Origin of the sequence: Maribacter spongiicola, from assembly GCF_004364165.1 — a bacterium.
In the GTDB taxonomy this organism is placed as follows: Bacteria; Bacteroidota; Bacteroidia; order Flavobacteriales; family Flavobacteriaceae; genus Maribacter; species Maribacter spongiicola.
Window position 1 is genome coordinate 262,702 of record NZ_SOAY01000010.1, and the last position, 25,009, is coordinate 287,710.

At 32.7% G+C, this 25,009-nt stretch carries 22 protein-coding genes and 1 tRNA gene; 15 read left to right on the forward strand and 8 right to left on the reverse strand.

The genetic code is table 11. The features are described from left to right. The first annotated feature begins 28 nt into the window (after positions 1–28). Both folB and CLV90_RS01785 read left to right on the forward strand, forming a co-directional pair. Positions 29–400 (forward strand): dihydroneopterin aldolase, encoded by a 372-nt coding sequence (gene folB / locus CLV90_RS01780; RefSeq protein WP_133685811.1) that lies wholly within the window; start codon positions 29–31, stop codon positions 398–400. 88 nt (positions 401–488) lie between these two features. Further along, a tRNA-Cys gene (locus CLV90_RS01785) sits at positions 489–562 on the forward strand. A 48-nt stretch (positions 563–610) separates the two neighbouring features. On the opposite strand, the gene CLV90_RS01790 is transcribed toward CLV90_RS01785, so the two are convergent. After that, entirely contained in the window at positions 611–1,009 is a 399-nt protein-coding gene (locus CLV90_RS01790; RefSeq protein ID WP_133685812.1) for a DoxX family membrane protein, read from the reverse strand. 6 nt (positions 1,010–1,015) lie between these two features. Next, the gene (locus CLV90_RS01795) at positions 1,016–2,176 is read right to left on the reverse strand and encodes a DNA polymerase III subunit (RefSeq protein WP_133685813.1); all 1,161 of its coding nucleotides are present in this window, start codon (positions 2,174–2,176) and stop codon (positions 1,016–1,018) included. A gap of 124 nt (positions 2,177–2,300) precedes the next feature. Between CLV90_RS01795 and CLV90_RS01800 the strand changes: the two genes are divergently transcribed. The 3 genes from CLV90_RS01800 (at position 2,301) to CLV90_RS01810 (ending at position 6,256) form a co-directional block, all read left to right on the forward strand. Further along, on the forward strand, positions 2,301–3,491 hold the full coding sequence (locus tag CLV90_RS01800) for a phosphoglycerate kinase (RefSeq protein ID WP_133685814.1): 1,191 nt from the start codon (positions 2,301–2,303) through the stop codon (positions 3,489–3,491). Positions 3,492–3,610: 119 nt separating this feature from the next. Beyond that, a complete protein-coding gene (locus CLV90_RS01805) occupies positions 3,611–5,239 on the forward strand; it encodes a LysM peptidoglycan-binding domain-containing protein (protein ID WP_243835244.1) in 1,629 nt (542 codons plus the stop codon). Positions 5,240–5,251: 12 nt separating this feature from the next. Next, positions 5,252–6,256 carry a DUF4837 family protein gene (locus CLV90_RS01810; protein WP_133685815.1) on the forward strand — a complete coding sequence of 335 codons (1,005 nt, stop codon included), beginning with the start codon at positions 5,252–5,254 and terminating at the stop codon, positions 6,254–6,256. A 106-nt stretch (positions 6,257–6,362) separates the two neighbouring features. On the opposite strand, the gene CLV90_RS19565 is transcribed toward CLV90_RS01810, so the two are convergent. The 3 genes from CLV90_RS19565 to tatA form a co-directional block, all read right to left on the reverse strand. Beyond that, positions 6,363–6,539: a DUF6747 family protein gene (locus CLV90_RS19565; RefSeq protein WP_338089438.1), complete on the reverse strand. Its 177-nt coding sequence runs from the start codon at positions 6,537–6,539 to the stop codon at positions 6,363–6,365. Positions 6,540–6,859: 320 nt separating this feature from the next. Next, positions 6,860–9,382 carry an OmpA family protein gene (locus CLV90_RS01815; RefSeq protein ID WP_133685816.1) on the reverse strand — a complete coding sequence of 841 codons (2,523 nt, stop codon included), beginning with the start codon at positions 9,380–9,382 and terminating at the stop codon, positions 6,860–6,862. Between the two features lie 334 nt (positions 9,383–9,716). Further along, the gene (gene tatA, locus CLV90_RS01820; protein ID WP_133685817.1) at positions 9,717–9,902 is read right to left on the reverse strand and encodes a twin-arginine translocase TatA/TatE family subunit; all 186 of its coding nucleotides are present in this window, start codon (positions 9,900–9,902) and stop codon (positions 9,717–9,719) included. 834 nt (positions 9,903–10,736) lie between these two features. Between tatA and CLV90_RS01825 the strand changes: the two genes are divergently transcribed. From CLV90_RS01825 to CLV90_RS01870, 10 genes are read left to right on the forward strand one after another with little or no spacing between them, the layout of a single operon-like run. Next, the gene (locus tag CLV90_RS01825; RefSeq protein WP_133685818.1) at positions 10,737–11,609 is read left to right on the forward strand and encodes a M23 family metallopeptidase; all 873 of its coding nucleotides are present in this window, start codon (positions 10,737–10,739) and stop codon (positions 11,607–11,609) included. Positions 11,610–11,615: 6 nt separating this feature from the next. After that, positions 11,616–13,112, forward strand: coding sequence for a GH3 auxin-responsive promoter family protein (locus CLV90_RS01830; protein WP_133685819.1), 1,497 nt, complete (start codon positions 11,616–11,618; stop codon positions 13,110–13,112). Between the two features lie 55 nt (positions 13,113–13,167). Next, positions 13,168–14,850, forward strand: a complete 1,683-nt coding sequence (locus tag CLV90_RS01835; protein WP_133685820.1) for a DUF6909 family protein — start codon at positions 13,168–13,170, stop codon at positions 14,848–14,850. After that, complete coding sequence (locus CLV90_RS01840) at positions 14,850–15,845, forward strand: hypothetical protein (RefSeq protein WP_133685821.1); 996 nt, start codon at positions 14,850–14,852, stop codon at positions 15,843–15,845. The genes CLV90_RS01835 and CLV90_RS01840 overlap by 1 nt, the downstream gene beginning before the upstream one ends. 16 nt (positions 15,846–15,861) lie before the next feature. After that, positions 15,862–16,905 carry a dTDP-glucose 4,6-dehydratase gene (gene rfbB / locus CLV90_RS01845; protein ID WP_133685822.1) on the forward strand — a complete coding sequence of 348 codons (1,044 nt, stop codon included), beginning with the start codon at positions 15,862–15,864 and terminating at the stop codon, positions 16,903–16,905. 24 nt (positions 16,906–16,929) lie between these two features. Beyond that, positions 16,930–17,799 (forward strand): glucose-1-phosphate thymidylyltransferase RfbA, encoded by an 870-nt coding sequence (gene rfbA, locus CLV90_RS01850; protein ID WP_133685823.1) that lies wholly within the window; start codon positions 16,930–16,932, stop codon positions 17,797–17,799. Beyond that, on the forward strand, positions 17,796–18,341 hold the full coding sequence (gene rfbC, locus CLV90_RS01855; RefSeq protein ID WP_133685824.1) for a dTDP-4-dehydrorhamnose 3,5-epimerase: 546 nt from the start codon (positions 17,796–17,798) through the stop codon (positions 18,339–18,341). Before rfbA ends, rfbC begins: the two co-directional genes overlap by 4 nt. Next, positions 18,338–19,192, forward strand: coding sequence for a dTDP-4-dehydrorhamnose reductase (gene rfbD / locus CLV90_RS01860; RefSeq protein WP_133685825.1), 855 nt, complete (start codon positions 18,338–18,340; stop codon positions 19,190–19,192). Before rfbC ends, rfbD begins: the two co-directional genes overlap by 4 nt. A gap of 11 nt (positions 19,193–19,203) precedes the next feature. Further along, positions 19,204–20,754: an aldolase catalytic domain-containing protein gene (locus CLV90_RS01865; protein WP_133685826.1), complete on the forward strand. Its 1,551-nt coding sequence runs from the start codon at positions 19,204–19,206 to the stop codon at positions 20,752–20,754. Further along, positions 20,751–21,488 carry a 3-deoxy-manno-octulosonate cytidylyltransferase gene (locus CLV90_RS01870; RefSeq protein ID WP_133685827.1) on the forward strand — a complete coding sequence of 246 codons (738 nt, stop codon included), beginning with the start codon at positions 20,751–20,753 and terminating at the stop codon, positions 21,486–21,488. Before CLV90_RS01865 ends, CLV90_RS01870 begins: the two co-directional genes overlap by 4 nt. Before the next feature lie 29 nt (positions 21,489–21,517). Here the strand turns inward: CLV90_RS01870 and CLV90_RS01875 are convergent, their stop codons facing one another. The 3 genes from CLV90_RS01875 to CLV90_RS01885 all read right to left on the reverse strand — a co-directional run bounded on the left by CLV90_RS01875 (position 21,518) and on the right by CLV90_RS01885 (position 24,973). Next, complete coding sequence (locus CLV90_RS01875; RefSeq protein ID WP_133685828.1) at positions 21,518–22,213, reverse strand: glycosyltransferase family 2 protein; 696 nt, start codon at positions 22,211–22,213, stop codon at positions 21,518–21,520. 62 nt (positions 22,214–22,275) lie between these two features. Continuing rightward, on the reverse strand, positions 22,276–23,535 hold the full coding sequence (locus CLV90_RS01880) for a hypothetical protein (protein WP_133685829.1): 1,260 nt from the start codon (positions 23,533–23,535) through the stop codon (positions 22,276–22,278). Further along, entirely contained in the window at positions 23,522–24,973 is a 1,452-nt protein-coding gene (locus tag CLV90_RS01885; protein ID WP_166638519.1) for a lipopolysaccharide biosynthesis protein, read from the reverse strand. Before CLV90_RS01885 ends, CLV90_RS01880 begins: the two co-directional genes overlap by 14 nt. Positions 24,974–25,009: the final 36 nt, after the last annotated feature.

The following is a 25,009-nucleotide window of genomic DNA, read 5'->3' on the forward strand; positions in this document are numbered from 1 at the left end:
ATTAAATTTGATCTCCAGAATATAACGAATGGGTAAAGTACAATTAGAGAATATCAAAGCATATGCCCACCACGGGTGTTTGCCTCAAGAAACCAATATTGGCAGTGATTATTTGGTCAACGTATCAGTAGACACAAATTTATTAAAAGCCTCAGTTTCCGATCAGTTAAAAGATACTGTTGACTATGTACATATCAACAGGATCGTAAAACAAGAGATGGCAATCCCTTCTAAGTTATTAGAGCATGTAGCCAAAAGAATAATCGACCGAATTTTTATTGAACTGCCTACCGTAGATAATGCAATGGTTTCTGTTTCTAAAATCAATCCGCCTATAAACGGAGATGTTCAAAAGGTAACGGTTTCATTGAACTTACAAAGAGGACAATCGGTACAGTAATCCATCCGACCTTAAATAAATATAATTTCTTGGTTTTTAATGCAGCTTAGATTAGTATAATTGTTTATTTTTGCTCTCGCTAAAAAATGGCATCGTGGCCGAGTGGCTAGGCGCAGCTCTGCAAAAGCTTGTACAGCGGTTCGAATCCGCTCGATGCCTCCAAAACCCTTCTAATAGAAGGGTTTTTTGTTTTGTATAATTTTATGTTCTTTATGCTTGAAGTAGAAATACAAGAAGAATCGTCGGAATAAAATAGACGGCAATGGTTTTTGCACCTTCGTAATCTTTAGCAATTCGCTGTCCGAACAAAAGCATAAGCAATGTTATACTCGATAATATTGCGCCATATAGCGCAGTGCTAGTTTCTCCCGTGCTTAGTATTTGATATACTCCAACTACACATAGTAAGCCGGCAACTACTTCGGTAACCAAAATAATACCAACCAATAATGGCACTATGTTTTTAAAGGGGGTTTTAGAGAAGTGTTCTTTTAACCAAGAGATATTCCCGTTCCAATCTGTAATTTTATCAAATCCGCTTTGTAAAAAGGTAATAACTAAAAACAATAGTAATAAAATCTCTGTGGCATTATTCAATAAGGTATTCATGGTGGTTTATTTAAGTTCAGACTTTTTTCTATGAAGCAGTCTAGTTAGTTTAATAGATAAATCGGTAAATATAATTTTAGAATTACCATTTCTCTCCACATGGTAAATCGCATCTTCCAGCTCTTTAGTGATATCTAAAATGTTGTTTTCATGTACAAAAGGTGCAAATTTCTTTAATTGAAATCCTTCGGCATGAATTTTTAGATACGCAAGTTCTTCAGCGCCATAATTGATCATTAGCGCCTGTCTCATAACCGTAATACAGTAGCTTAGAAAGTTCTTTTGCGTTTCTCTGCCGGTTTTAGCAACTTCTTCACTCCATAATAACAATTCATGAATTGCGGCTTTGTTCCCTTTTGCTTTAAAAGCGGTGCGAACCCATTGTACAAACCAATTTTCAAAAACTAAATCTTCAGAATCCTTGTTTAAAAGATCAAGTGCCTTATTGTAATTACCGTTCGCTTCATGAGCCAATAGCATTGCTTCTGGCTTGCTAGCACCTTTTTCAGTTAAGGCAGAGGCAATAGCATCTTCTGCCAAAGGTGGAAAATGAACTACTTGGCATCTAGATTTTATAGTTTGTATAATTTGCTCTTCGTCTTCACACAGCAGCAAAAAGATGGTTTTATCTGGCGGCTCTTCTATTAGCTTCAATAATTTGTTCGAAGCTGCGGTGTTCATTTTTTCAGCCATCCAAATTAACATCACCTTGTATCCTCCCTCATAACTTTTTAAGGATAGTTTTTTTACAATATCTTGGGCTTCATCTACACCAATTTGTCCCTGTTTTTTTTCTATTTCAATATGGCGATACCAGTCAAAAAGATTTCCGTAAGGTTGGTCAATAATAAATTCTCGCCATTCTTTCATGTAATGGTTGCTTACTGCATGAGATTTTACTTTGTCTGAATTGGAAACAGGAAAAGCAAAATGAACGTCGGGGTGGGCAAATGAATTGAACTTTAAATTGCAAGCTTCATTACCACCACTGTTTTCTCCGTTTACGTTTTGGCATATAATATATTGTGCATAAGCTAACGCCATTGGCAATAGACCGCAGCCTTCTGGACCAACAAATAATTGCGCATGTGGTATTCTACCTGCATCGGCACTAGATGCCAGGTGTTTTTTAATATGTGAAAGTCCTAAAATTTCATTGAATAACATAGATTCAAATATAGTTGTTTAAAGCACAACAAATTTAATGGTATTGGGTGTAAATTATCCTATTTAGCTCTTTATCAAAAGCCTTTTAATCTTTACATTTGTTACTTAACAAAAGGAAAATCACATGAAAGTATTGAACGACTTCAATTTTGACAATAAAAAGGCCTTAATAAGAGTGGACTTCAATGTTCCATTAAACGATAAGTTTGAAGTAACAGATAACTCTAGAATTGAGGCGGCTAAGCCTACAATTATAAAAGTGTTGGAAGATGGCGGTAGCGCGGTGCTTATGAGTCATTTGGGCAGGCCAGACGGTAAATCTAATGCTGATTTATCTTTAAGTCATATCGTAGATGCTGTTTCTGATGCTATAGGTGTAACCGTAAAGTTCGTTTCGGATTGTGTAGGTGAAGTAGCTAAAAAAGCGGTAGCCGATTTAAAAAGTGGTGAAGTACTTTTATTAGAGAACCTTAGATTTCATAGTGAAGAAGAAAAAGGTGATGAAGCTTTCGCAGAAAAGCTTTCACAACTAGGTGATATATACGTGAATGATGCTTTTGGTACGGCTCACCGTGCACATGCATCTACAACTGTTGTCGCGAAATTTTTTCCAGAGGCTAAATGTTTCGGCTATTTATTGGCTAAAGAAATAGAAGCGATCGATAAAGTTATGGCTACTGGCGAAAAACCTGTATTGGCGATTCTTGGGGGAGCAAAAGTTTCTTCTAAAATTACGATTATTGAAAATATACTTGATAAAATCGACGACCTTATTATCGGTGGTGGTATGACGTATACTTTTATAAAAGCCCAAGGTGGTAAAGTGGGAGATTCTATTTGTGAAGATGATAAGATAGATCTTGCTATGGAAATTCTTAAGCAGGCCAAAGAGAAAGGTGTAAATGTTCATATACCTGTAGATGTAATTGCTGCCGATGCTTTTGATGCCAATGCAAATACACAAGTGGTTGATGTAGACAAAATACCTGACGGATGGCAAGGTTTGGATGCCGGACCAGATACACTTCAAAATTTCAAAAAAGTGATTTTAGCTTCTAAAACAATTCTTTGGAACGGACCAATCGGAGTTTTTGAAATGGAGAAATTTGCTGCTGGTACCATTGCTATAGGTAACTATATCGCCGAAGCTACAAAAGAAGGTTCTTTCTCTTTAGTTGGCGGAGGAGATTCGGTTGCGGCGGTGAAACAATTTGGCTTTGAAAATAAAGTTAGTTATGTATCAACAGGCGGAGGCGCAATGTTAGAAAGTTTAGAAGGAAAAACATTACCAGGGATCGCTGCGATATTAGCGTAGTACAGGGGTTATCGATAAACGGCGTATGACGAAAATTTGTGCATTTTAAGAGAATTTATTTTATTCTCATTAAAAAATGTGCGATTTTCGTTTGTTCCGTTAATGTATTTTACCCCATTATGAATAAAGTAGCCTATAATTTTTGTTGTTTTTTAGGATTAGCCTTGGTGCCAATGTTAACATTGGCCCAACAAAAGAATCCTATAGTAAAGGCAGTAGATTCTCTGAATAGTAACACTACAGCTGTTAATGACTCATTAAACAACGTGGTGCCCATAGCGCAGATGGATATTGTGCAAGGCTCTGCGACCGAAAAGTTAACGTTGTTCAAGCCAACAGAATCTTCTTCTTATAATCTTCAAGATCATGAGTTAGCTGCAAAATTCGATAGCCTTTGGATGAAAGAACTTGTAGATGCGGCTCCGCTCTTCAATGAAATGTACGAAGAGGTAATAGAACTCGATACAGTTTCTACTTTCGTTTTAGACCTACCTACAGATACTTTAAAAATGCGTTTAGCAAAAATGAATGCTAAAACACCCTTCAATGTTGAATACAATACATCTTTAGAAAGCGTTATTAGATCATTTTTAACTAGAAAAAGAGGGTTAATGGAGCGTATGCTTACCATTAGTCAGTTTTACTTTCCTTTATTTGAACAAGAATTTGACAACAAGAACATTCCTTTAGAAATGAAATACTTGTCTATAGTTGAATCTGCCTTAAATCCGAAAGCACGTTCTAGAGTAGGCGCAACCGGACTATGGCAATTTATGTATGGTACCGGTAAAGAAATGAAATTGAACATCAATAGTTATGTTGATGAGCGTAGTGATCCAATAAAATCTACCACAGCTGCAGCTAATTACCTAAATAGATTACATAGAATATATGATGATTGGGATTTAGCCTTGGCAGCCTATAATTCTGGACCGGGTAACGTAAACAAAGCAATACGCCGCAGTGGCGGACAACGTAATTATTGGAATATCAGAAAGAATCTACCAAGAGAGACTGCAGGTTATGTACCAGCTTTTCAAGCTACCATGTATATTTTTGAATATGCAGAAGAGCATGGCTTAAAATCTAAGAAAGCAGATCGCGCGTATTTTGAGACAGATACCATTCATGTAAAAGGACTGATTACTTTTGATCAGATTTCTGAAATGACCGGTATTAATAAGGAAGAGATTCAAGTATTGAACCCTTCTTATAAGTTAGACGTTATACCTTTTGTAGAAGGAAAAATACATGCATTACGATTACCGGTTCATAAAATGGGAAAATTTGTAGCAAATGAAGAAGCTATTTACGCCCATGTAAAAAAAGAATTGGCAAGTAAAGAAAGTCCGCTTGCCGAGATTACCAAACAAGCAGATAAGAATAGTATTCAATACAGGGTCAGAGATGGCGATTTTCTTGGCAAAATTGCAGAGCGTTATGGTGTTCGTGTTAGCCAGATAAAACAATGGAACGGACTACGAAGTAATAATTTACGTATTGGGCAACGATTAACCATTTACCCTAAACACAACTCTAGTTCTTCTGTAAAACCTAAGGAAACACCTACTAGAACTGCTGTTGCCAGTAATTCTAAAACACATGAAGTTAGAAGCGGAGACTCTTTATGGACAATTTCTAGAAAATATCCGGGTGTAACTATTGAAAATTTACGAAAGTGGAACGGTATTAGTGGTAATAACTTAAAGCTAGGCACAAAACTTAAATTGTGCGACTGTTCATCGTAAATTAAAACACCAATGAAAAAAAGAATTTTACTTTGTTTTATGGCAATTTTAGGATTGTCAATTGCCTGTAAAGAAGAGGGCAAAGCAGACTACTTACCAGAATCTGTAGGCGCTATGAATACCTTAACAGTGGTTATTGATAACGACCTTTGGAATAGTAGTGTAGGTGATGCTATCCGTGAAAACTATACAGCCGCTGCCCAAGGCCTAACTTGGGATGAAGCTCTTTTTAGCGTTACACAAATTCCACAGCAAATTTTTTCCGGTGCCATACGTAATACCAGTTCTGTGCTGTATGTTATGGAAGACACCCTAAATGTTGCGCACATGAAAAACAACATGTATGCCAAGCCACAGAAGGTAGGTGTCATCAAAGGTTTGAATAAAGAAGAGTTAATAGCAAATATCCATAAAACCGCACCAGAGTTTATTGCCGATTTTAAGGCATTGGAAATTGGTAAGGCACAAAAGCGTTTTGAGAAGTCTTTAAATAAAGAAAAGGCGTTAGAGGACAAGTTTGATATTTCAATGAAAATACCTTCTATATACAGAGTTGGTAGAGAAGAAGATAACTTTGTGTGGATTGACCGTCAAATTCAGAAGGGAAACATGAATATTATCGCATACACCATGCCATGGGATAGTTTCAAGAACGATTCTACTTTTGTACAAGATATTATAAAAATGCGCGATTCTATTGGCAGTCTTTATATTGGAGGTGAAGATATACCCGGCAAGCAAAACCATATGATTACAGAAAAAGCTTTTTCTCCATATGTCTTCCCTGCTGAGATTTCAGGAAATAAAGCGGCAGAAGTAAGGGGAATTTGGGAAATGTCCGCTTATCCTATGGCTGGTCCTTTTTTGACCTATATAATTAACGATAAAGAAAACAACCGCAAATTAATATTAGAAGGATTTGTTTTTGCGCCTGCAACCCAAAAAAGGGATTACATGTTCGAGCTAGAAGCAATTATGAAATCTGTGCGGTTCAATGTTAATGAACAAAACAAATAACTAATTTAATTTGGTTTTATAAAAAGTAAAAGGCTCAGGAATTTCCTGAGCCTTTTTTATGTGAAATAGGTTTGTTGTTTTATTACAAACGCTATTATGGTGTGTATTATAAATTGCTAAAAGAAAAGCCTGTAGATACCCTAAAGATTAAAGCATATGAGGCATAAGCAATCAATATAAAACATAACCAAGAAAAGATTTTAAAATAATGTTCCAGAATGAAACTTTTCCAGTTTCTAAAGGCTTCAATGTATATTTCTTTAACTAAAGTAATTTTTTCCATGTTCAATGATTTAGGAGTTCTTGTGAGTAAAGATGTTCAATCTTAATGCCTTTATTGAAAAGATTAGTTAAAAGGGCAAATTATTCTATAAAATGAAGTGGGTTGATATCGTTATCTATCAACTGTAAAAATGATAGATAAACTGCATGTTCTAAGTGGTTTAGAAAATCGGCATAACGTATAAAATCACAGATAAATAGAACGCAGTTTTGGTCGATTTAGGAAGAATCATTTGACTTTTTATTGTTACAACAACTTATATGTTTTATAAGACAAAAGGCCCGCTATTTAGCGGGCCTTTTAATTGATGTTATTTTATATTACATATCTACGATAATAAACTCTGATCTACGGTTTAGGTAATGTTGTTCTTCTGTACAGCGAACAGTACCATCACAATCATTTATCAGTTGTTCTTCACCGTACCCGATTGCACTTTCAATTCTACTTGGATCAATACCTTGCGCTATGATATAGTCTCTTGTAGATTTGGCACGCTTGTCAGATAAGTATTTGTTATAAACGTCATCACCTCTTGAATCGGTATGAGATTCAATTTTAATGACCATGTTAGGCGAGTCGTTCATTACTTCTACTAGCTTATTAAGTTCTACAGCTGCATCGTCTCGTATGTATGATTTATCAAAGTTAAAGTGAATCATCTCTGTCTTAAGCTTCTTAATGCCATTCTCTACAGCGATCATATCATTAAGTTTTCTCATTGATACATCTACATTAACAATCTCGTTATCTTTTGTAGCAGCTTCTCTAGTGTCATCAAAATAGCTGCCTTTAGTTGTTTTCAATACATATCTAGTATCGGCATCTAAATCTTCGAAAATAAAGTTACCTGTATCATCGGTTTCCATTTCTCTAAGTTTGATGTTGTTCTCATCAAGTAATTCAACTAATGCGTTTGGCATTAAATCTCCAGTAATTAATTCTGTTACTATACCAGATATAGCATTTATACTGGTTGGTATTTCCTCTAGCTGTAATGTTTTAAATGAATAGATATCATCATCGCCTTTACCACCATCACGGTTAGAGGCAAAGTATCCTTTTTGGGTTTCTTCATCGACTATAAAAGAAAAATCATCTTTTTTACTATTTACAGGTTTACCGACATTGCGGACTTCTAAAAAGCCAGCCTCATCGTCAAAGGCAACTTCAAAGACATCTAATCCTCCTAGGCCTACATGACCATCAGATGAGAAGTATAGTTTCTTTTCATTAATAAAAGGGAACATTTCTTTATGCTCTGTATTAATTTCTGGACCAAGGTTTCTTGGAGAAGAAAAAGAACCGTCTTCAAGAACATCTACAACGAAAATATCTGTCTCACCAATGCTGCCAGGCATATCAGACACAAAGTATAATTGTTTACCATCTGCACTTAAGGCAGGGTGTCCTGTAGAATAGCTATCACTATTAAATGACACTTCTTCAGCTTCTAACCACTCTCCATTTACTTTCTTAGAGCGATAAATTTTAAGGTGGTTGATTCCGTTCTTATCACGCTTTAATTTTTTACCATAGTTGTTTCGTGTAAAATACATGGTTTCATTATCAGGAGAAAAAGCAACAGATGCCTCATGATACTTTGTATTAATCTTTTTAGAAAATTTAATGGCATTTTTAAAGTCTTGCGATTCTTCGTTCACCTTAGCTACAAACAAGTCTAAATAAGGCTGATTGTTCCATTTGTATTTTCTCGTGGTAAATATGGAAGAATCTTTTGCAGAGGCATAAACCATTTCATCTTCACCATAATACATAGGTGAGAATTCTGAATATTTTGAATTTATGTTCAGGTTGTCGATATCAAATTTCTCTTCCATTCTCAATAAACCGTCTAAAACTATTTCATTCTGTTCGGTATCTTGTGCAATCTCTTCGCCAGCTAATTTTCGATTATATAATTTTAATAGACGTTTTGATCTTTTGTAATTTCCAATACCTTTAAGAGAGTGTGCATATTTAAATAAGTAATCTGAACTCATATCAGACTCATATTTGGTATATAATATGTTATACCATTTGTAGGCGTTTTCCATATCAGTATTAAAATAATGCGCATCTCCCGCTTTTTTCAATACATCATAGGTATATGTTTTTTCTCCTTTAGACAGGGCTTGCTCATAAATTTTAGCTGCTTCTGCATACCACATTTTGTCAAAATACTCATCGGCTCTTTTTATAAGTTTTGATTTAACCGCTGGGTCATTCTCTTTTGATGAAGAAAGCATTTCATAAGAAACATCTTCCACGGGTATAAATTCTGTTTCAAACACACCTTCGGCACCTAATGAAAGTTCTGGTGTTTTAGTATCAACTTCTGATACCGATGTCAATTCTGTCAATGCCTCAGATTCAGATTCAGATTCAGTATATGAATAATTGTTGATCATTTTTAATACCCAAACTTCGTCGTCGTAACGATTATTGAATTGTGTAGAACAATCGTTGAGGGCATCTTCCCAAGAAGTATAATGATTTAAATAAACATAGTATAGTTGGTTTTGAGTATTTTGAAAGTACCCTGCGTTAAATCCTTTTTTCTTAAGCTTCTTAACCTGAGAGTTAAGATTCTTGTTTTTAGAAAAAGTGCCAGATATTATATAGTAGCCATTTTCGGTCTCTTCAATATCATGAAAAGCCCTATAAGGAATAGACAGCTCTTCTGCTGCCCTTTGAAATGCTTCTTTGTCATCTGCCGCAGTTTCATTTACCACTGAGCTATCAATAGTATTATTAACCTCAGACTCAAGTTCGTCTTGAAAATCTTGCGCTTGGGCAAAAACGATAAAGACCAGAAAAAATAAATTTAATACACTTCTCATAGACATAATTCTTTGTTGAATAAGAAATTCAACTGGGGTTTTAGTATAGTACCAACGGTTAGTTATGGCTGTTTAGTACTATATGTCTAACGAAATTAGCGGTAAAGCGATATTCTAAATATTAATTGTTGTGAAAGAGGGTTTTTTTGTCGTGAATGGATAGTATTTAGTAGCTTCATTGCCGTCCAACACTATAAAAAGTCGACAAAATGCATCTAAATAAACATACTATCACTTCATTTATGGGCGAGTGTTGTATCATGGACTTCTATCCCACAAAAAAAGCCCTGATATACAGGGCTTTATAAATTTTATTTTGGAAGTAAGATTTTACTTAATCCTTTTTATTTTCTTCTAGTTTTTCATCCTCTTTAGAGGCATCCTTAAATTCTTTTATTCCGCTACCTAAACCTCTCATTAGTTCCGGAATCTTTTTTCCTCCGAATAATAGTAGAATTACGACTACCACTAATATAATTTGTGGAGCGCCTATGGCCAAAAAAGTAGATAATATTGTCATAAGACTATAATTTAAAATAGAATTCAAAGATACTAAAAAGTTATTAGTTTGCTACTAATATTAACTTCAAGTACTGATATTTTAGCAGATTGATGAACAACCAATTATATAATATTCATCAGCATTAGGTTTTAGTGCCATAAGACATAGAATACCATTTGGTATTTTAATTGTGATTTTTATTAAAAGAATGGGGTCACTTTACATTAGTAATCTTTATAATTCGTTGATATGGAACAAATATGCTGAGCATCCCAGATTTGTGAGCACCGAAATTGGATGATGCTTTATGATAGAGTGGTCATATTTTTTTGCATTGCTTTCAAATGCAAACAATACAACAAAACAGTGATGCCAAGCATAATTATTAATAAATGTAATATCTCAATTAAATAGAAAATTAACAGATCTAGGACTATTAAAAATACAAGTACTGCTATTTAGCCTATAGTTTTATTTAACTTATGCATGATTTCGGAATGACTATTAAAATATCTCATGTTTAAGATTGTTAGTTTAATCTAGATGCGTTAAAAGGAAATTCGAATGTATCAATAAAGAGACTGTATTGATTTTATAAGTTGTTTTTTACATGGTGATATCCTAAATACTACAATGTTTAATCTTTAAGTAAAAGTTGATTAAAGAGTATTTTTATATTCCTAAATAATGAAATAGTGAATAAGTAATTCTATTGATTGAAATTATAAGAATCAATTAGGAGTTTGGATGAACTAAAATTATATAACAAAACGTAACTAGTTAAGCCTCTCTTTCTAAATTAATCATTTCAAAGAAGGTCTAAAATTAAATTCTAAGTTTATCTTTGTTAAGATGGCCAAAAAGAAAGTCAAGAAAAGAAAAGAAATAAAAAGGAAACTACTTCACAAGTACCGTTTGGTAATACTAAACGAGAGTACTTTTGAAGAGAAAATTTCTTTTAAATTAAGTAGGCTTAATGTTTTTGTTACAGGATCTCTTTTTATGATCACCTTAATCGGACTTACAACTTTATTAATCGCTTTTACACCTCTTCGAGAATATATACCGGGTTATTCTTCGACCAGACTTAAAAGAGAAGCGACTGAACTTACCTATAAGACAGATTCTTTGGTTAGAACCTTAAATTATACCAATAAGTATTTAGATAATATTCGTATGGTATTGAAAGGGGATATTGAAAATACGGTTGTGAACAGAGATTCGCTTTTTCAACAATTCAAATTAGACCCTGCATCAGTAGATTTGAATCCGATAAAAGAAGATTCATTGTTAAGGGCAGAAGTTGCTCTTGAAGATAAGTATAACTTGTTTGAACGAACGATTGACAAGAAAAATTTAGTATTGTTTACTCCTGTTTCAGGATCAATATCTATGGGTTTCAATGCCAATGAAAAGCATTATGCAGTAGATATTACTGCAGTAACAGACAGTCCTGTAAAAGCAATTGCGAACGGCACTGTAATTTTTTCTGAATGGACGGCAGACACCGGATATGTAATTATAATTGAACATGAAGGCGGATTATTAAGTGTATATAAACACAATGGTTCTTTATCTAAATATCAAGGTAATATTGTAAGAGGAGGTGAAGTTATTGCTGCTGTCGGAAATACAGGCGAGCTTACAACAGGTCCACATCTTCATTTTGAACTTTGGGATAACGGAACACCTATCGATCCTTTAAATTATATCGACTTTAATTAAAACGAAATGTCACTAAAGACTATTGCTGCCAAAATATTTGCACACCGTATCGCGAAAAGAACCGATCGGTGGGTCAATAATCCTATTGAGACACAAGAGAACGTTTTTAGAGAACTTATCGCAAAAGGTAGTAAGACAAAGTTTGGCAAAGACCATAACTTAAAGACGATTAAAACGCATAGCGATTTTATAGCTCAAGTACCTATACGAGATTACGAAGAACTTAAAGAGTATGTGAATTTAGCCGTTGATGGACAAGAAAATGTTCTTTGGCCGGGCAAACCGTTATATTTTGCGAAAACATCTGGTACTACTTCTGGGGCTAAATATATACCCATTACAGAAGGTAGTATTAAAGAACAGGTAAAAGCATCTAGAAATGCCATTCTTAACTACATTCATGAAACTGGCAAGGCAGATTTCGTAACTGGTAAAATGATTTTTTTACAGGGTAGTCCGATTTTAACAGAGAAAAACGGAGTGAAATTGGGTCGACTTTCTGGTATTTCAGCGCATTATGTGCCTAATTATCTGCAAAAAAATAGAATGCCCAGTTGGGAGACGAATTGTATCGAAGATTGGGAAACTAAAGTAAATGCCATAGTAGAAGAAACTAAGAAAGAAGATATGACCGTTATCGCCGGTATACCTTCTTGGGTTCAAATGTACTTTGAGAAACTAAAGGAAAATACCAATGAGTATGTAGGTGATTTGTTCAAAAATTTTGAGCTTTTCATTTATGGAGGTGTTAATTACGAACCATATAGAAAGAAATTCGAAACACTAATTGGAAGAAAAGTTGCCAGTATAGAATTATTTCCGGCCAGTGAAGGTTTCTTTGCGTATCAGAATTCTCAATCCGAAAAAGGTATGTTACTGCTGTTAGATGCAGGCATATTTTATGAGTTTGTACGATCTGATGAATTTTTTGATGAACACCCCAAAAGAATTACTTTAAAAGATGTTGAAATTGGTGTTGATTATGTTATGATTATCACCACAAATGCCGGCTTATGGGCATATAATCTTGGTGATACCATTCGGTTTATTTCAACCTATCCTTTTAAAATAGTAGTGTCTGGGCGTATAAAACATTTTATTTCTGCGTTTGGTGAACATGTTATAGCTAAAGAAGTAGAAGAGGCCATGTTGGCGGCTACAAAGGCAACCGATGCCAGTGTGAGCGAATTTACTGTGGCACCACAAATTACTCCGCAAGAAAATGAATTGCCATATCACGAGTGGTTTATAGAATTTGAAAAACTACCATCTGATATGGGTCTTTTTATAAAAGAATTAGACTCGGCACTTCAAAAACAGAATAGTTATTATTACGACCTTATTGTGGGTAAGGTGTTACAAACTTTAAAAGTTACTCCGGTTAAAAGTGGAGGGTTTTTAGAATATATGAAATCGATAGGTAAGCTCGGCGGACAGAATAAAGTTCAGCGACTATCTAACGACCGAAAAGTAGTTGAAAGCCTGTCAAAATATAAGGCATAGAGCAGCTAGCTTTTAAATAACAAATTATAAATCGTAATTTCGTTTGAAATCATCAATGGGAAAAGCAATTACAACAACAAGAGCGCAAGAGTCTACAAATGCAATAGAGCGTATGTATATTACTATGCGTCATCTTTTTAATAGAGGTTTTTATAAGCCAAACGGAGTTTCTGGTGAAGCATTAAAAAATGCTTTACTGCAGTTGCGACCAGAAATATATGGTTCTGTAGGAGAAGAAAAAGCTGAATTAAACGGACTTATATACGTTTTAGAAAGATTACCTGAGGGCATTGAACAATGTTCATTTATTAATTTGACCTCAGACGAAGGGTATGGCATTTCTCATATCAATCCGATCATTCCACCAAAAAGAAGAAGAAACTGCTATCGTATAGACGAAGAGCAGATGAATATTGAAATCACCAGAGGTCGTTCAGATATCTATGATATTCTTACGCACCTAACTTTTCTATTCATTGAATCTGAAAAAATATGTAAGCGTGTTTTAATAACAGATACAGAAAAAACCATAAGAGATTGGGCTAAACTTGAAGCTGCGGTTCAAAAAGAAGAACTGACCCAGGCTGAGCGAGAAATTGCACTTATACATACAGCCAATATTTTAGGCAGGTCTTTTGAAGAAATTTTAGAAGTTTATAAAAAGTTCAACAGCAAAAGCAACCCTGATCGGTTTTTGAATGTCATTTATTGGTTAGGTAAGCTGGCTTTGGATGAAGAAATCTCGGGAGAGAAAAGAGCTGTTACATTTAGTGCTTTGCTAAGAGAACGATTAGGACATCATATTCATGGTGAAAGGTGGGCAAATAACATAAAGGAGGTTTTAACCAAAAACAACCTGATGCATAGGCCAATTCATATAATCTCTGCCAATATGCATAGTGTTATGAATTCCTTGTTTGCCAAGGTAGCTCTAAAAAGGGAGTTTCCTAATACAGATTCATTAGAAATTTTTGAAGCACTTAGTAGTTCTGGTAATGCTGCGCTAAGAAAGAAAGTAACGGACTTGGCAGAGAAGAATGGTATGATTATAATGGATGATACCTCTGGAACAAATATAGACGTACAGATATTTGATACCGCAAAAATTAAAATAAACAACTGTTCGTATGAATTTTCTGAACAAGCGGTTGATAAAAAACCCGTTATATTTGTAATGGATTACGCATTTGGAGAACAGGCGTATGAAACAATAGATGAGTTATTGAAACCATATATTACCAAAAAGAACAATACCTCTTTGATAAATGTTGATTCTGTTTCGATAATGGGAAAAGCAGGTATTTTGGAAGGTGGAAAAGGAGATTTAATGATTCCTTCAGCACATATATTTGAAGGTACAGCAGACAATTACCCTTTTAAAAATGAATTGTGTGCTAAAGATTTTGAAGGATATGGTTTAGAGGTGTTTGAAGGTACGATGGTGACTGTTTTAGGAACATCACTTCAAAACAAAGACATTTTGAAGTTCTTTCATAAGTCAACTTGGAATGTAATTGGTTTAGAGATGGAAGGCGTGCATTATCAAAAAGCGATACAGTCGGCATCTAAAATTAGAAAGAGTATCGGTGAAGATGTAAAAGTGCGTTACGCATATTATGCATCAGATAACCCTTTAGAAACCGGAAGTACACTAGCCTCTGGCGGATTGGGTACAACAGGAGTAAAACCAACATATCTTATTACAGATAAAATTTTGAAGCAAATATTTAATACATAATGGCAAGTAATCAATCACCGTCTACTCAAAACAATTCTGATGAAATTGATTTGGGGCAATTATTTCAATTAATAGGAAGGGGCTTTAATGCTGTTTTTCGTTGGATTTTAAGAGTATTTCTATACCTTAAAAAAAACATGCTTTTACTTATTGGTCTTGTCGTTGTTGGTCTTGCGATTGGTTATGGCTTAAATAAAATTATATCTAAGATGTATAAAACAGAGGTCATTGTTAAACCTCAAATTGAAAGTAAAAACTATTTATATGATGTTGTAGGTGAATTACAATCTAACATTAAATCAAAAGATACTTTGTTTTTTAAGTCAATAGGTGTCGATAATATTGATTTTGACGGTTTAAATATTGAAATATCTAGAGTAGCAGAAGTAGGTGGATCTGAAAGTGATATTAAGTATTTAGAGTTACTTCAAAGTTTTGAAAATACAGATGCCATAGCAGATATTGTTAGGGCAGAGTTACAGAACAAAAGTTCTTTTAACCATAGAATTACATTTTATTACAAAAATGCAGCTTTCGGTAAATTATTTGCAGAAAAGATATTGAGCTATATTAATACAAATACGTATTTCAATGGTCTTTTAGAAGTGTATAAGAGTAATGCAAAGGCCCGTATCGGTGAAAATGAAAAACTATTGGTTCAAGTTGATGAAATTATTACTAACTATACTACAGGGTTAGCAAACAAAGGAAGTTCTTCTTCAAATGATAGAATTGTTCTAGATAATCAGGAGCAAGTTAACATAGCCGATATATTTGAATATAAAACTGGGTTAATTAGAGACATTGAAAGTAAGAAATTAGAACTTGAAGAACGTAAAGAACCGGTTAGTGTGATTAATTTGGGTCAACCTCAAGTAGAACATAAATCCTTTTTTGGAAAAAGCATTGTGTTGATTCCAATAATATTTGTTTCTTTATTTTTCATACTATCTATACTGGTATTTTTAAACAAAAAATCAAAATTAATACACTAAAAAGAATTACTTAGGTATGAATATATTAATAACAGGAGGCGCGGGTTTTATTGGATCTCATGTAGTTAGAAGGTTTGTAAAGAATTACCCAAATTATAATGTTTATAATCTTGATGCATTGACCTATGCTGGTAACCTTGAAAATTTAAAAGATATTGATGATTTGCCAAACTATAAATTCATTAAAGGAGATATTGTAGACGAAAGTTTTATTAATAAATTGTTTGTTGATGTAGATTTTGAAGGGGTAATTCACTTAGCTGCAGAATCTCATGTAGATCGTTCTATTAAAGACCCTCTTGCTTTTGTAAGAACAAATATTATAGGTACTGTAAATCTTTTAAATGCTGCTAAAAATACATGGAAAGATAATTTCGAAGGAAAACGATTCTATCATGTAAGCACAGATGAAGTTTATGGTGCTTTGGGTGAAGAAGGCTTGTTTACAGAAACAACATCATATGATCCAAATTCACCATACTCTGCTTCAAAAGCTGGTTCTGACCATTTTGTAAGAGCATATGGTGAGACATATGGTTTACCATATGTAATTACCAATTGTTCTAATAACTATGGGCCATATCATTTTCCAGAAAAGCTTATTCCACTATTCATAAATAATATAATGGAAAATAAATCTCTTCCAGTTTATGGCGATGGTAAATATACTCGAGATTGGCTTTTTGTGGAAGATCATGCAAGAGCTATTGATTTAGTTTTTCATAAAGGTAAAAATCACGATACGTATAATATTGGAGGGTTTAATGAATGGCAGAATATTGATTTAGTAAAATTACTTTGTACAGTAATGGACAAAAAATTAAATAGACCCGAAGGTGAATCAGAGAAGTTAATAACCTACGTAAAAGACAGACCTGGGCATGATTTAAGATATGCTATTGATGCTACTAAAGTTAATAAGGAGTTAGGTTGGAAACCTTCTGTGACTTTTGAAGAAGGTCTACAATTAACGGTAGATTGGTACTTTGATAATTCAGATTGGTTAAGTCATGTTACCTCTGGTGATTATAAAGAGTATTATAAAAAAATGTATACATAGTTTAACCATATCAAACCAAATAGTATGAAAGGAATAATTTTGGCAGGAGGATCAGGAACTAGGCTTCACCCACTAACATTATCAGTTAGTAAACAGTTAATGCCTATTTATGATAAACCGATGATTTATTATCCGCTATCAACTTTAATGTATGCTGGTATTAAAGAAATTTTAATAATATCTACGCCAAAAGATTTACCACTTTTTGAAGATTTGCTTGGAGACGGCAAAAAATTTGGTTGCTCTTTTTCATATGCAGTTCAGGATGCTCCAAACGGACTGGCTGAAGCTTTTATAATAGGTGCTGATTTTATTGGTAAAGAGAAAGTTGCCCTTGTATTAGGAGATAATATATTTTATGGTTCAGGATTAGCAAAACTACTTCAGAGCAATAATGATCCAGTTGGGGGCATCATTTATGCTTATAGAGTTCATGATCCAGAAAGATATGGTGTTGTAGAATTTGATGAAAATGGCGTTGCAATTAGCATTGAAGAAAAACCCATTGAGCCAAGGTCTAATTTTGCGGTTCCGGGTATATACTTTTATGATAATAATGTAGTTGAAATAGCTGCCAACATAAAGCCTAGTCCAAGAGGTGAATTGGAAATTACAGACATAAATAAAGAATATTTAAATCAAGGAAAACTAAGCGTTAGTATCTTAGATAGAGGTACAGCTTGGTTAGATACAGGTACATTTCAGTCTTTAATGCAGGCTTCGCAATTTGTTGAGGTAATTGAAGAACGCCAAGGACTTAAGATTGGTGCAATTGAAGCTGCGGCTTATGAAATGGGATATATTGATAAAAATCAGTTTAAAGCGCTGGCAGAACCTTTAATGAAGAGTGGTTACGGCAAAAATCTTCTAGGTATTTTAAATAAAAATCAATGAATTTTATAGAGACTAAGTTAAAGGGTTGTTTTATTATAGAACCAACTTTATTTGCCGATGATAGAGGTTATTTCTTTGAATCGTTTAATGAAGAAAGATTTAATAAAGGCATTGGAACAAACGTTGAATTTGTTCAAGACAATCAATCATTTTCTCAGCACGGCGTTATAAGAGCAATTCATTATCAATTAGGAGAATATGCACAAGCAAAATTAGTTAGGGTTTTACATGGAACTGTTATTGATGTAGCTGTTGATTTAAGAAAAAATTCTCCTACTTATGGACAACATGTAGCTATTGAATTAAGTGGTGAAAATAAAAGACAATTGTTTATTCCAAGAGGATTTGGGCATGGTTTCTCTGTAGTATCTGAAACGGCTGAATTTTTCTATAAATGTGATAATTACTATAATAAAGAATCTGAAGGTGGAATCATTTTTAACGATCCAACTTTGGAGATAGATTGGAAAGTAGATTCGGATCAAATTAAAGTATCTGAAAAGGATTTAATCTTGCCAACTTTAAATAAGGCTAGATTATGAAAAATATCCTTGTAACGGGAGGTAATGGACAACTAGCTACCTGTCTTAAAGAAGTAAGCGAGGAGCAAGGTGATTTAAATTTTCTTTTTGTTAGTTCTAAGCAATTAGATATAACAGATTATAATGCAGTTAATGATTTTTTTAACAAGAATGATATCTCTTATTGCATTAACTGTGCAGCCTATACAGCGGTTGATAAAGCAGAAACTGATGAGGCTAATGCAACTAAAGTTAACGTAGATGGTGCTAGAAACCTTTCTAAAGTTTGTAGTTTATTTAATACGATATTAATACATATCTCAACAGATTTTGTTTTTGACGGGGAGAAAACTTCTTTGTATTCTGAAGAAGATAAGGAAACCCCTATCTGTGTTTACGGGCAAACTAAGCTTAAAGGTGAAATTGCTATAGCCGAATCTTGGGAGAAACATATAATAATTAGAACTTCATGGCTATATTCAGAGTATGGTAATAATTTTTTAAAAACTATGCTTAGATTAGGTTCAGAAAGAGACAAGTTAGGTGTAGTCGTTGATCAAATTGGTACACCGACCTACGCGGTAGATTTGGCAAAAGTTATAGTTGCTTTTATAGATAAAGAGAGTATCGATTTTGGCACTTTTCACTTTAGTAATGAAGGTGTTGCTAGTTGGTATGATTTTGCTAAATCTATTTTTGATATTAGTAAAACTAAGGTTGAGTTAGCACCTATTAAATCGGAGGCTTATCCTACACCAGCGAAAAGACCATCTTTTAGCGTTATGGACAAATCTAAAATCAAAAATGAGTTAGATATAACAATACCTTACTGGAGAGATAGTTTAAAAATTGCTTTGAAAAACTTAAGTTAATATATTTTATAATGACAAATAAACCTTTATTACTTGATTGTACTTTACGAGATGGCGGGTATTATACAAATTGGGATTTTGATGAAAATTTGGTTGAAGACTATTGTAGAACAATGGAAAATCTCCCTATTGAGTATGTAGAGGTGGGTTATAGAAGTATACCATTAAAAGGTTATTTAGGTGAGTATTTTTATTGCCCAGAATATGTTTTAAAAAGGCTGAAAAAATTAATGCCATCAAAAAAACTGGTGATTATTTTAAATGAAAAGGATATAAGAGCAACTCATGTAGGCGAATTGTTAGGTCCATGCAAGGATTATATTAAACTGGTACGTCTAGCAATAGACCCATCCAATTTCGAACGAGCTATAGTTTTAGCAAAAGCCATTAAGAAAATGGGGTTTGAAGTTGGTTTTAATGTAATGTACATGTCTAATTGGAAGGAAAATTCAACTTTCCTTGATTTATTGGAAGGTTTGGAAGATACTATTGATTATTTCTATATGGTAGATTCATTTGGAGGAATTTTTCCAAAGGATGTTATAGAAATAATAAATTTAGTAAAAAGCAAAACTAAATGTGCATTAGGTTTTCATGGACATAATAATTTAGAAATGGCAATGGCAAATACCTTAACCGCAATAGATCATGGTTGTAGTATTGTAGATGCTACAATAACCGGCATGGGAAGGGGTGCGGGAAATTTGAGAACCGAGTTGTTTTTAACCTATTTAGACAGTCAGAGAATTACAAAAATTCAATATAATAATTTGAGTGTCGTAGTTTCAAAATTTGAAAAGTTAAAAGCCCAATTTTTATGGGGTACAAGTTTGCCGTATATGTTTTCTGGTGCTAATTCTTTACCTCAAAAACAAGTCATGGAGTGGGTGGGAATGAATAGATACCCTATTAGCAGTATAGTAAATGCGCTTAATAATCAAAAAGATTCTTTAAAAGATAATTTTAGGCTACCTGTTTTGCAAAAAGAAAAAAAATATAATAAAGCTATAATTTTAGGAGGAGGCAAAACTGTAAGGAATAATAGTACGGCTATAAAAAAACTTGTAAAGCAAAACAACGATTTATGTTTGGTGCACGCAGGAGCTAGAAATGTTGGTGAATATTTAGACGTTTCGTGTGAACAGTTTTATGCTCTTGTGGGCTTTGAAAGTGAAAAATTACTAGAAAAGGTTAAAGACTTTGGTAATTTATCTCAAACGTGTGTTTATCCGCCATATCCTAGAGCAATGGGTACAATTGTGCCAAATGAAATTATTAATCTCTCTAAAGAATTATCAGCAGTTGATTTCACTAAAATTTCATCAGATTCACCATTGGCATTAGCAATACAAATTGCATTAGATAAAGGTGTAAAAGAAATATTTTTTGCTGGCTTTGATGGCTATGAGGCATCCATAAACCATAATCAATATTTAGTGTCTCAAGAAAATCAAAAAATATTCGATGACGTGTTGAGTTATAAAAATATTGTGGTTACTTGTATAACGCCAACAAAATATGAACATATGAATGTAATTTCAGTTTTTAGTTTAATTAAATGAGAAAAATTGGAATTATTCCTGCTCGCTATAAATCGACTCGATTTCCTGGAAAACCATTAGTACTAATTAATGGAACTCCTATGATTCTGTTAGTTGCTAAAATTGTAGAAAAGGCTTTAGGTCATGAAAACACATATATAGCAACCGAAGATGACAGAATTAAGGACGTTGTAACCTCTGCAGGTTATAAGGTGATAATGACTACAGATAATTGCTTAACAGGCACTGACAGAGTTTGGGAGGCTGCTCAGCAAGTAGAAGCTGATATTTATTTAAATATACAAGGGGATGAACCTTTGTTAAACCCAGATGATATAAATTTAATAGCTTCTCAGAAAGAAAAATACTTTAATTATGTCATTAACGGTATGTGTATATTGGGTGATGGTGAATTACCAACTAATCCTAATATACCCAAAGTTCTGACAAATAAAAACCAGGACTTATTATATATGTCCCGATTACCAATTCCGGGTATAAAAGGTATAAAAGACCAAAAACCTTTATATAAAAAGCAGGTGTGTATTTATGCCTTTAGTTATAACGATTTAAAATTATTTGGAGAATCAAAAAAGAAAGCTGAGTTCGAATATTTTGAAGACATTGAAATTTTACGTTTTTTTGATTTAAATGTACCTATAAAAATGATTGAAACCTCTGGTAGCTCCGCTGCAGTAGATGAACCTTCCGATGTTTTAAAAATAGAACAAGCAATCAATAATATGGCTCAATAAGAGTATTAATTAATACTCTAAATTAAACATTACATTAGCAAATTCTTTAAATTTTGTAATCTATAATAAATTACTGCAAAAACAGAAAGCAGAACACCATAGTTTTTTTTCACAATTTTTAATGACTGCTGTTCATCGAAAACCGCACTAACTCCACCAGGTAAAGCATAAGACAAGAATACATCATCATATATGAACGTGAAATTTTGTTTATATAATCTTTGATTAAAATCAAAATCTGCATATAGATTAAATTGTTCATCAAAGGGAGAGATAGGGTGAAGACTTTTTTTCACTAACAATGCTTGATGATGCAATGTATTCCCTAATTTTAACCTAAATCCTATTTTTGAATTAAATATGGTATTCTCATTTAAGATAACTCTACCATAAATTATGTCAGCTTTTGTAAATTTATCATCTGAAGGAAGCTCTTTTAATTGATCACCAACGCCTAAATAAAGTATAAAACTATTAGAATCAGCCAGATTCCAACCTTTATTGAAAGCATCATAAATACCTTCATCTTTTTCACTAATAAACCGATGTAATTTACTCTTGTACTTACTTATTATTTCAACAGTTTTATCCTGACTAGCACCGTCTATAATAATGAGGTCTATTTTTTTTTTTTGGTTCAAAACACTTTTAATAGTATTCTCAATATATTCCTCCCCGTTAAAAACGGCTATAATAATTGTAATCTTAATATTTTGGTTTTCCATTTTATCTTTTGTCAATTAACATAAAAGCTGGTTTAATAGCTAATATCATAATTTATATTTTCTTATAAATTTTCATTTATAATATTATAATTATCAATACCTAGACCTAGAATGTATTTAAGGCGTTCGTCTGCTTGGTTAAAGTATTTAGATAGTTTTTCTTTTTGGTTAAATGGAATCGCCTTAAAAACTTCTTCAAGTTGATTTAGGTCTTCAAAATTGTCATTAAAAACATGTAAACTATCTTCAAAAGTACCATCATTAAATCTTTTACAGGGTAAATAGTTTAAGTAAGCCTCATAATATGCTGCCGTATTTATTGCAATAGCCCAACCAAAATTATTCTTTTTAAACATATTTGTTAATGTATATTTTTCTTCAATTAACTCCCAACCAAGTGAATTACATAAAGTATTATATTCTTGCCAATTTAAAGTCGGGTGAAGTTTGATACTTATTTTTACGTCATTTTCTATAGAAAATTTTTTCAATATTTTTATTAATTTGACGTTAGAATGCTCATAGGTATACCGTGCGAGAAGAACTAAACATTTATGTTTATCTAATGTAGCGGGAGGACTTTTTCTAATTAAATTTCTAGGATAACCAGCTAAAATTAAAGAATCTTTCTTAATACCATAATCCTTAAATTCATCAATACTATATTCTCCCCAGCATAATTGTTTGTCAGATAAAAAATTTTCAAATAAAATAGCATCTAATGGAATATGTTTTTTAAAAACATAATAAATACCATGTTGTAATGAATATGTTGGTATTTTTTTCTTTTTAAAATAAAAAGTGATGATAGCTTCTAAATGGTGTACACCACTAAATGCGATGTAGTTTTTAAAAGTGGGTCTTTTGTCTTCTAGTTTATCTATTGTGTTTAGATAATATGACAATTGACTAGCTAAAAATAGTTTTGATTTTAGTGATAGGTCAGTATTCTTAAAAATATGTTTACATGCTAAAATTAAATTAGAAATTTTTATATGTGGAATAGGTTTTATTTTGCTCAAATCAAATAATACAGATTTGATAGTTTTAGAACGTACATAATTTAGGATTTCGTAATAGTCTTTTCTATGATATCTTCCTATAGAAAAAAGCGTCTGATCGGGGTTTTGATTAGCAATTAAATTGATATTAATTGCTAAAAAGAAATATCGTAAAGTTTTAATTTTGAGAGGAGGATCTACGTAAATTTCTGATATTAAATCCATCGCTAAAATTTTATCTAGCTCATAGCCATTAAAATTATATTTAAGTTGGGACTTGTTTTTTCTATACCGCTCAAAAAAAAGTTTATTTTCCGCCAATTTTTTTTATTCTATTTATTATTTTGTTTATATCAAAGATGCTTTTGTCAGCAGCAAAAGTCAAAATTATAATGTAAAATGGTACAGCTGCAATAAATGAATACCATTTATTTAAATTATAATGATTCATTAAATATAAAATAATTAAGGCTAGAGCGGTTGACAGCAATAAAATTTTGAAATAGAAACGAAATGGGAAATATTCTAAAAAGTTAACTGAAATTTGTTTTTTTAATAGATATATTGGTAAAAAATAACCTAAATAAGTGGATGCTAAAGTAGCATAGACAGCGCCGAAATTACCATATTTTGGTATAAGAATTAAATTTAAAATAATGTTTAAAATTAAATTAATGATTGTATTTAAAAGAACCCATTTCTGAAGTCCGATGGCATTCATTACTGCTGAAAAAGCAATTACAGTTAATAAATAGCTGGCAGTATATATTTGAAATATATACCCAGAATCCTTGTAGTTTTCTGTGTATAGTGTGGTAATTAGGTGGGGACCTAGTATAATACAATAAATTAATATGGGTACTAAAAAAAGCGAGGTTTTTATAGTAGCATTTCTTAATTGGTTTTTTATTTCGCTGATATTACCTTCAGATTTTAATTTTGCTAAAGCCGGTATCAAGGCTGTTACAACTGATCCAGTAATTATTCCTATGAATGGAATTGAAAAAGCTCCTACTTGGTATTCAGCAAAACTCTCAGGATTTAAAATTGAGGAAATCATAAATTTATCCGTGTAAAGAGTAAGAAGAGAAGCCATTGATATTGCTATCATTGGTAAGATATATTCAAACTCCTTTTTTGATAAAATTATTGGACCTTTAATTTTGAATACCAATAAAGAATTAGATCCGAATACTATTAATTTAGTCAATGAAATTAAAATCAACCCGGTTAAGATATCTTTTATCTGCAGGTTAAATCGAGAAATGGCTGTAATTAAAACAATAGTTAGTATAAACTCAGTGATTATCACAAAGAAATAAAACTGGAGTTTCCCCCTAGTTAAACAATATTGTAAATAGTATGAATTAATTATTTTTAAGGTAAGAAGTCCACAAAATAGAATAGAGTATTCTCTAAAATAATTATTTTTAAAAAAATCAGCTAGAATGGGGTTAAATAAAAATATAATCCCTCCTAAAGCTAGGGAAAGGAAAAACATAGACCACCAAAAACGCTTATAAATTTGAATACGAGAGGTATAATCTAGGTATGTTCCAAAAAAATAAGACAAACCCATAGGAATGCCAGATGAGAAAGAGACTAAAAAATTTATTATAATAAATAGCTGTTGATATTTTCCAAATATTTCTTTTTCTTCAAAAAACCTAGCTAAATAAATACTTAATACAAGCCCTAGTCCAACCTGTAATGAGTTGGACGCAACTAGGTAAATTGTATTATGACGTATAGACTTCAAAAGATTATGAGAAGAGATTAAATTAGTGGTTAAAAG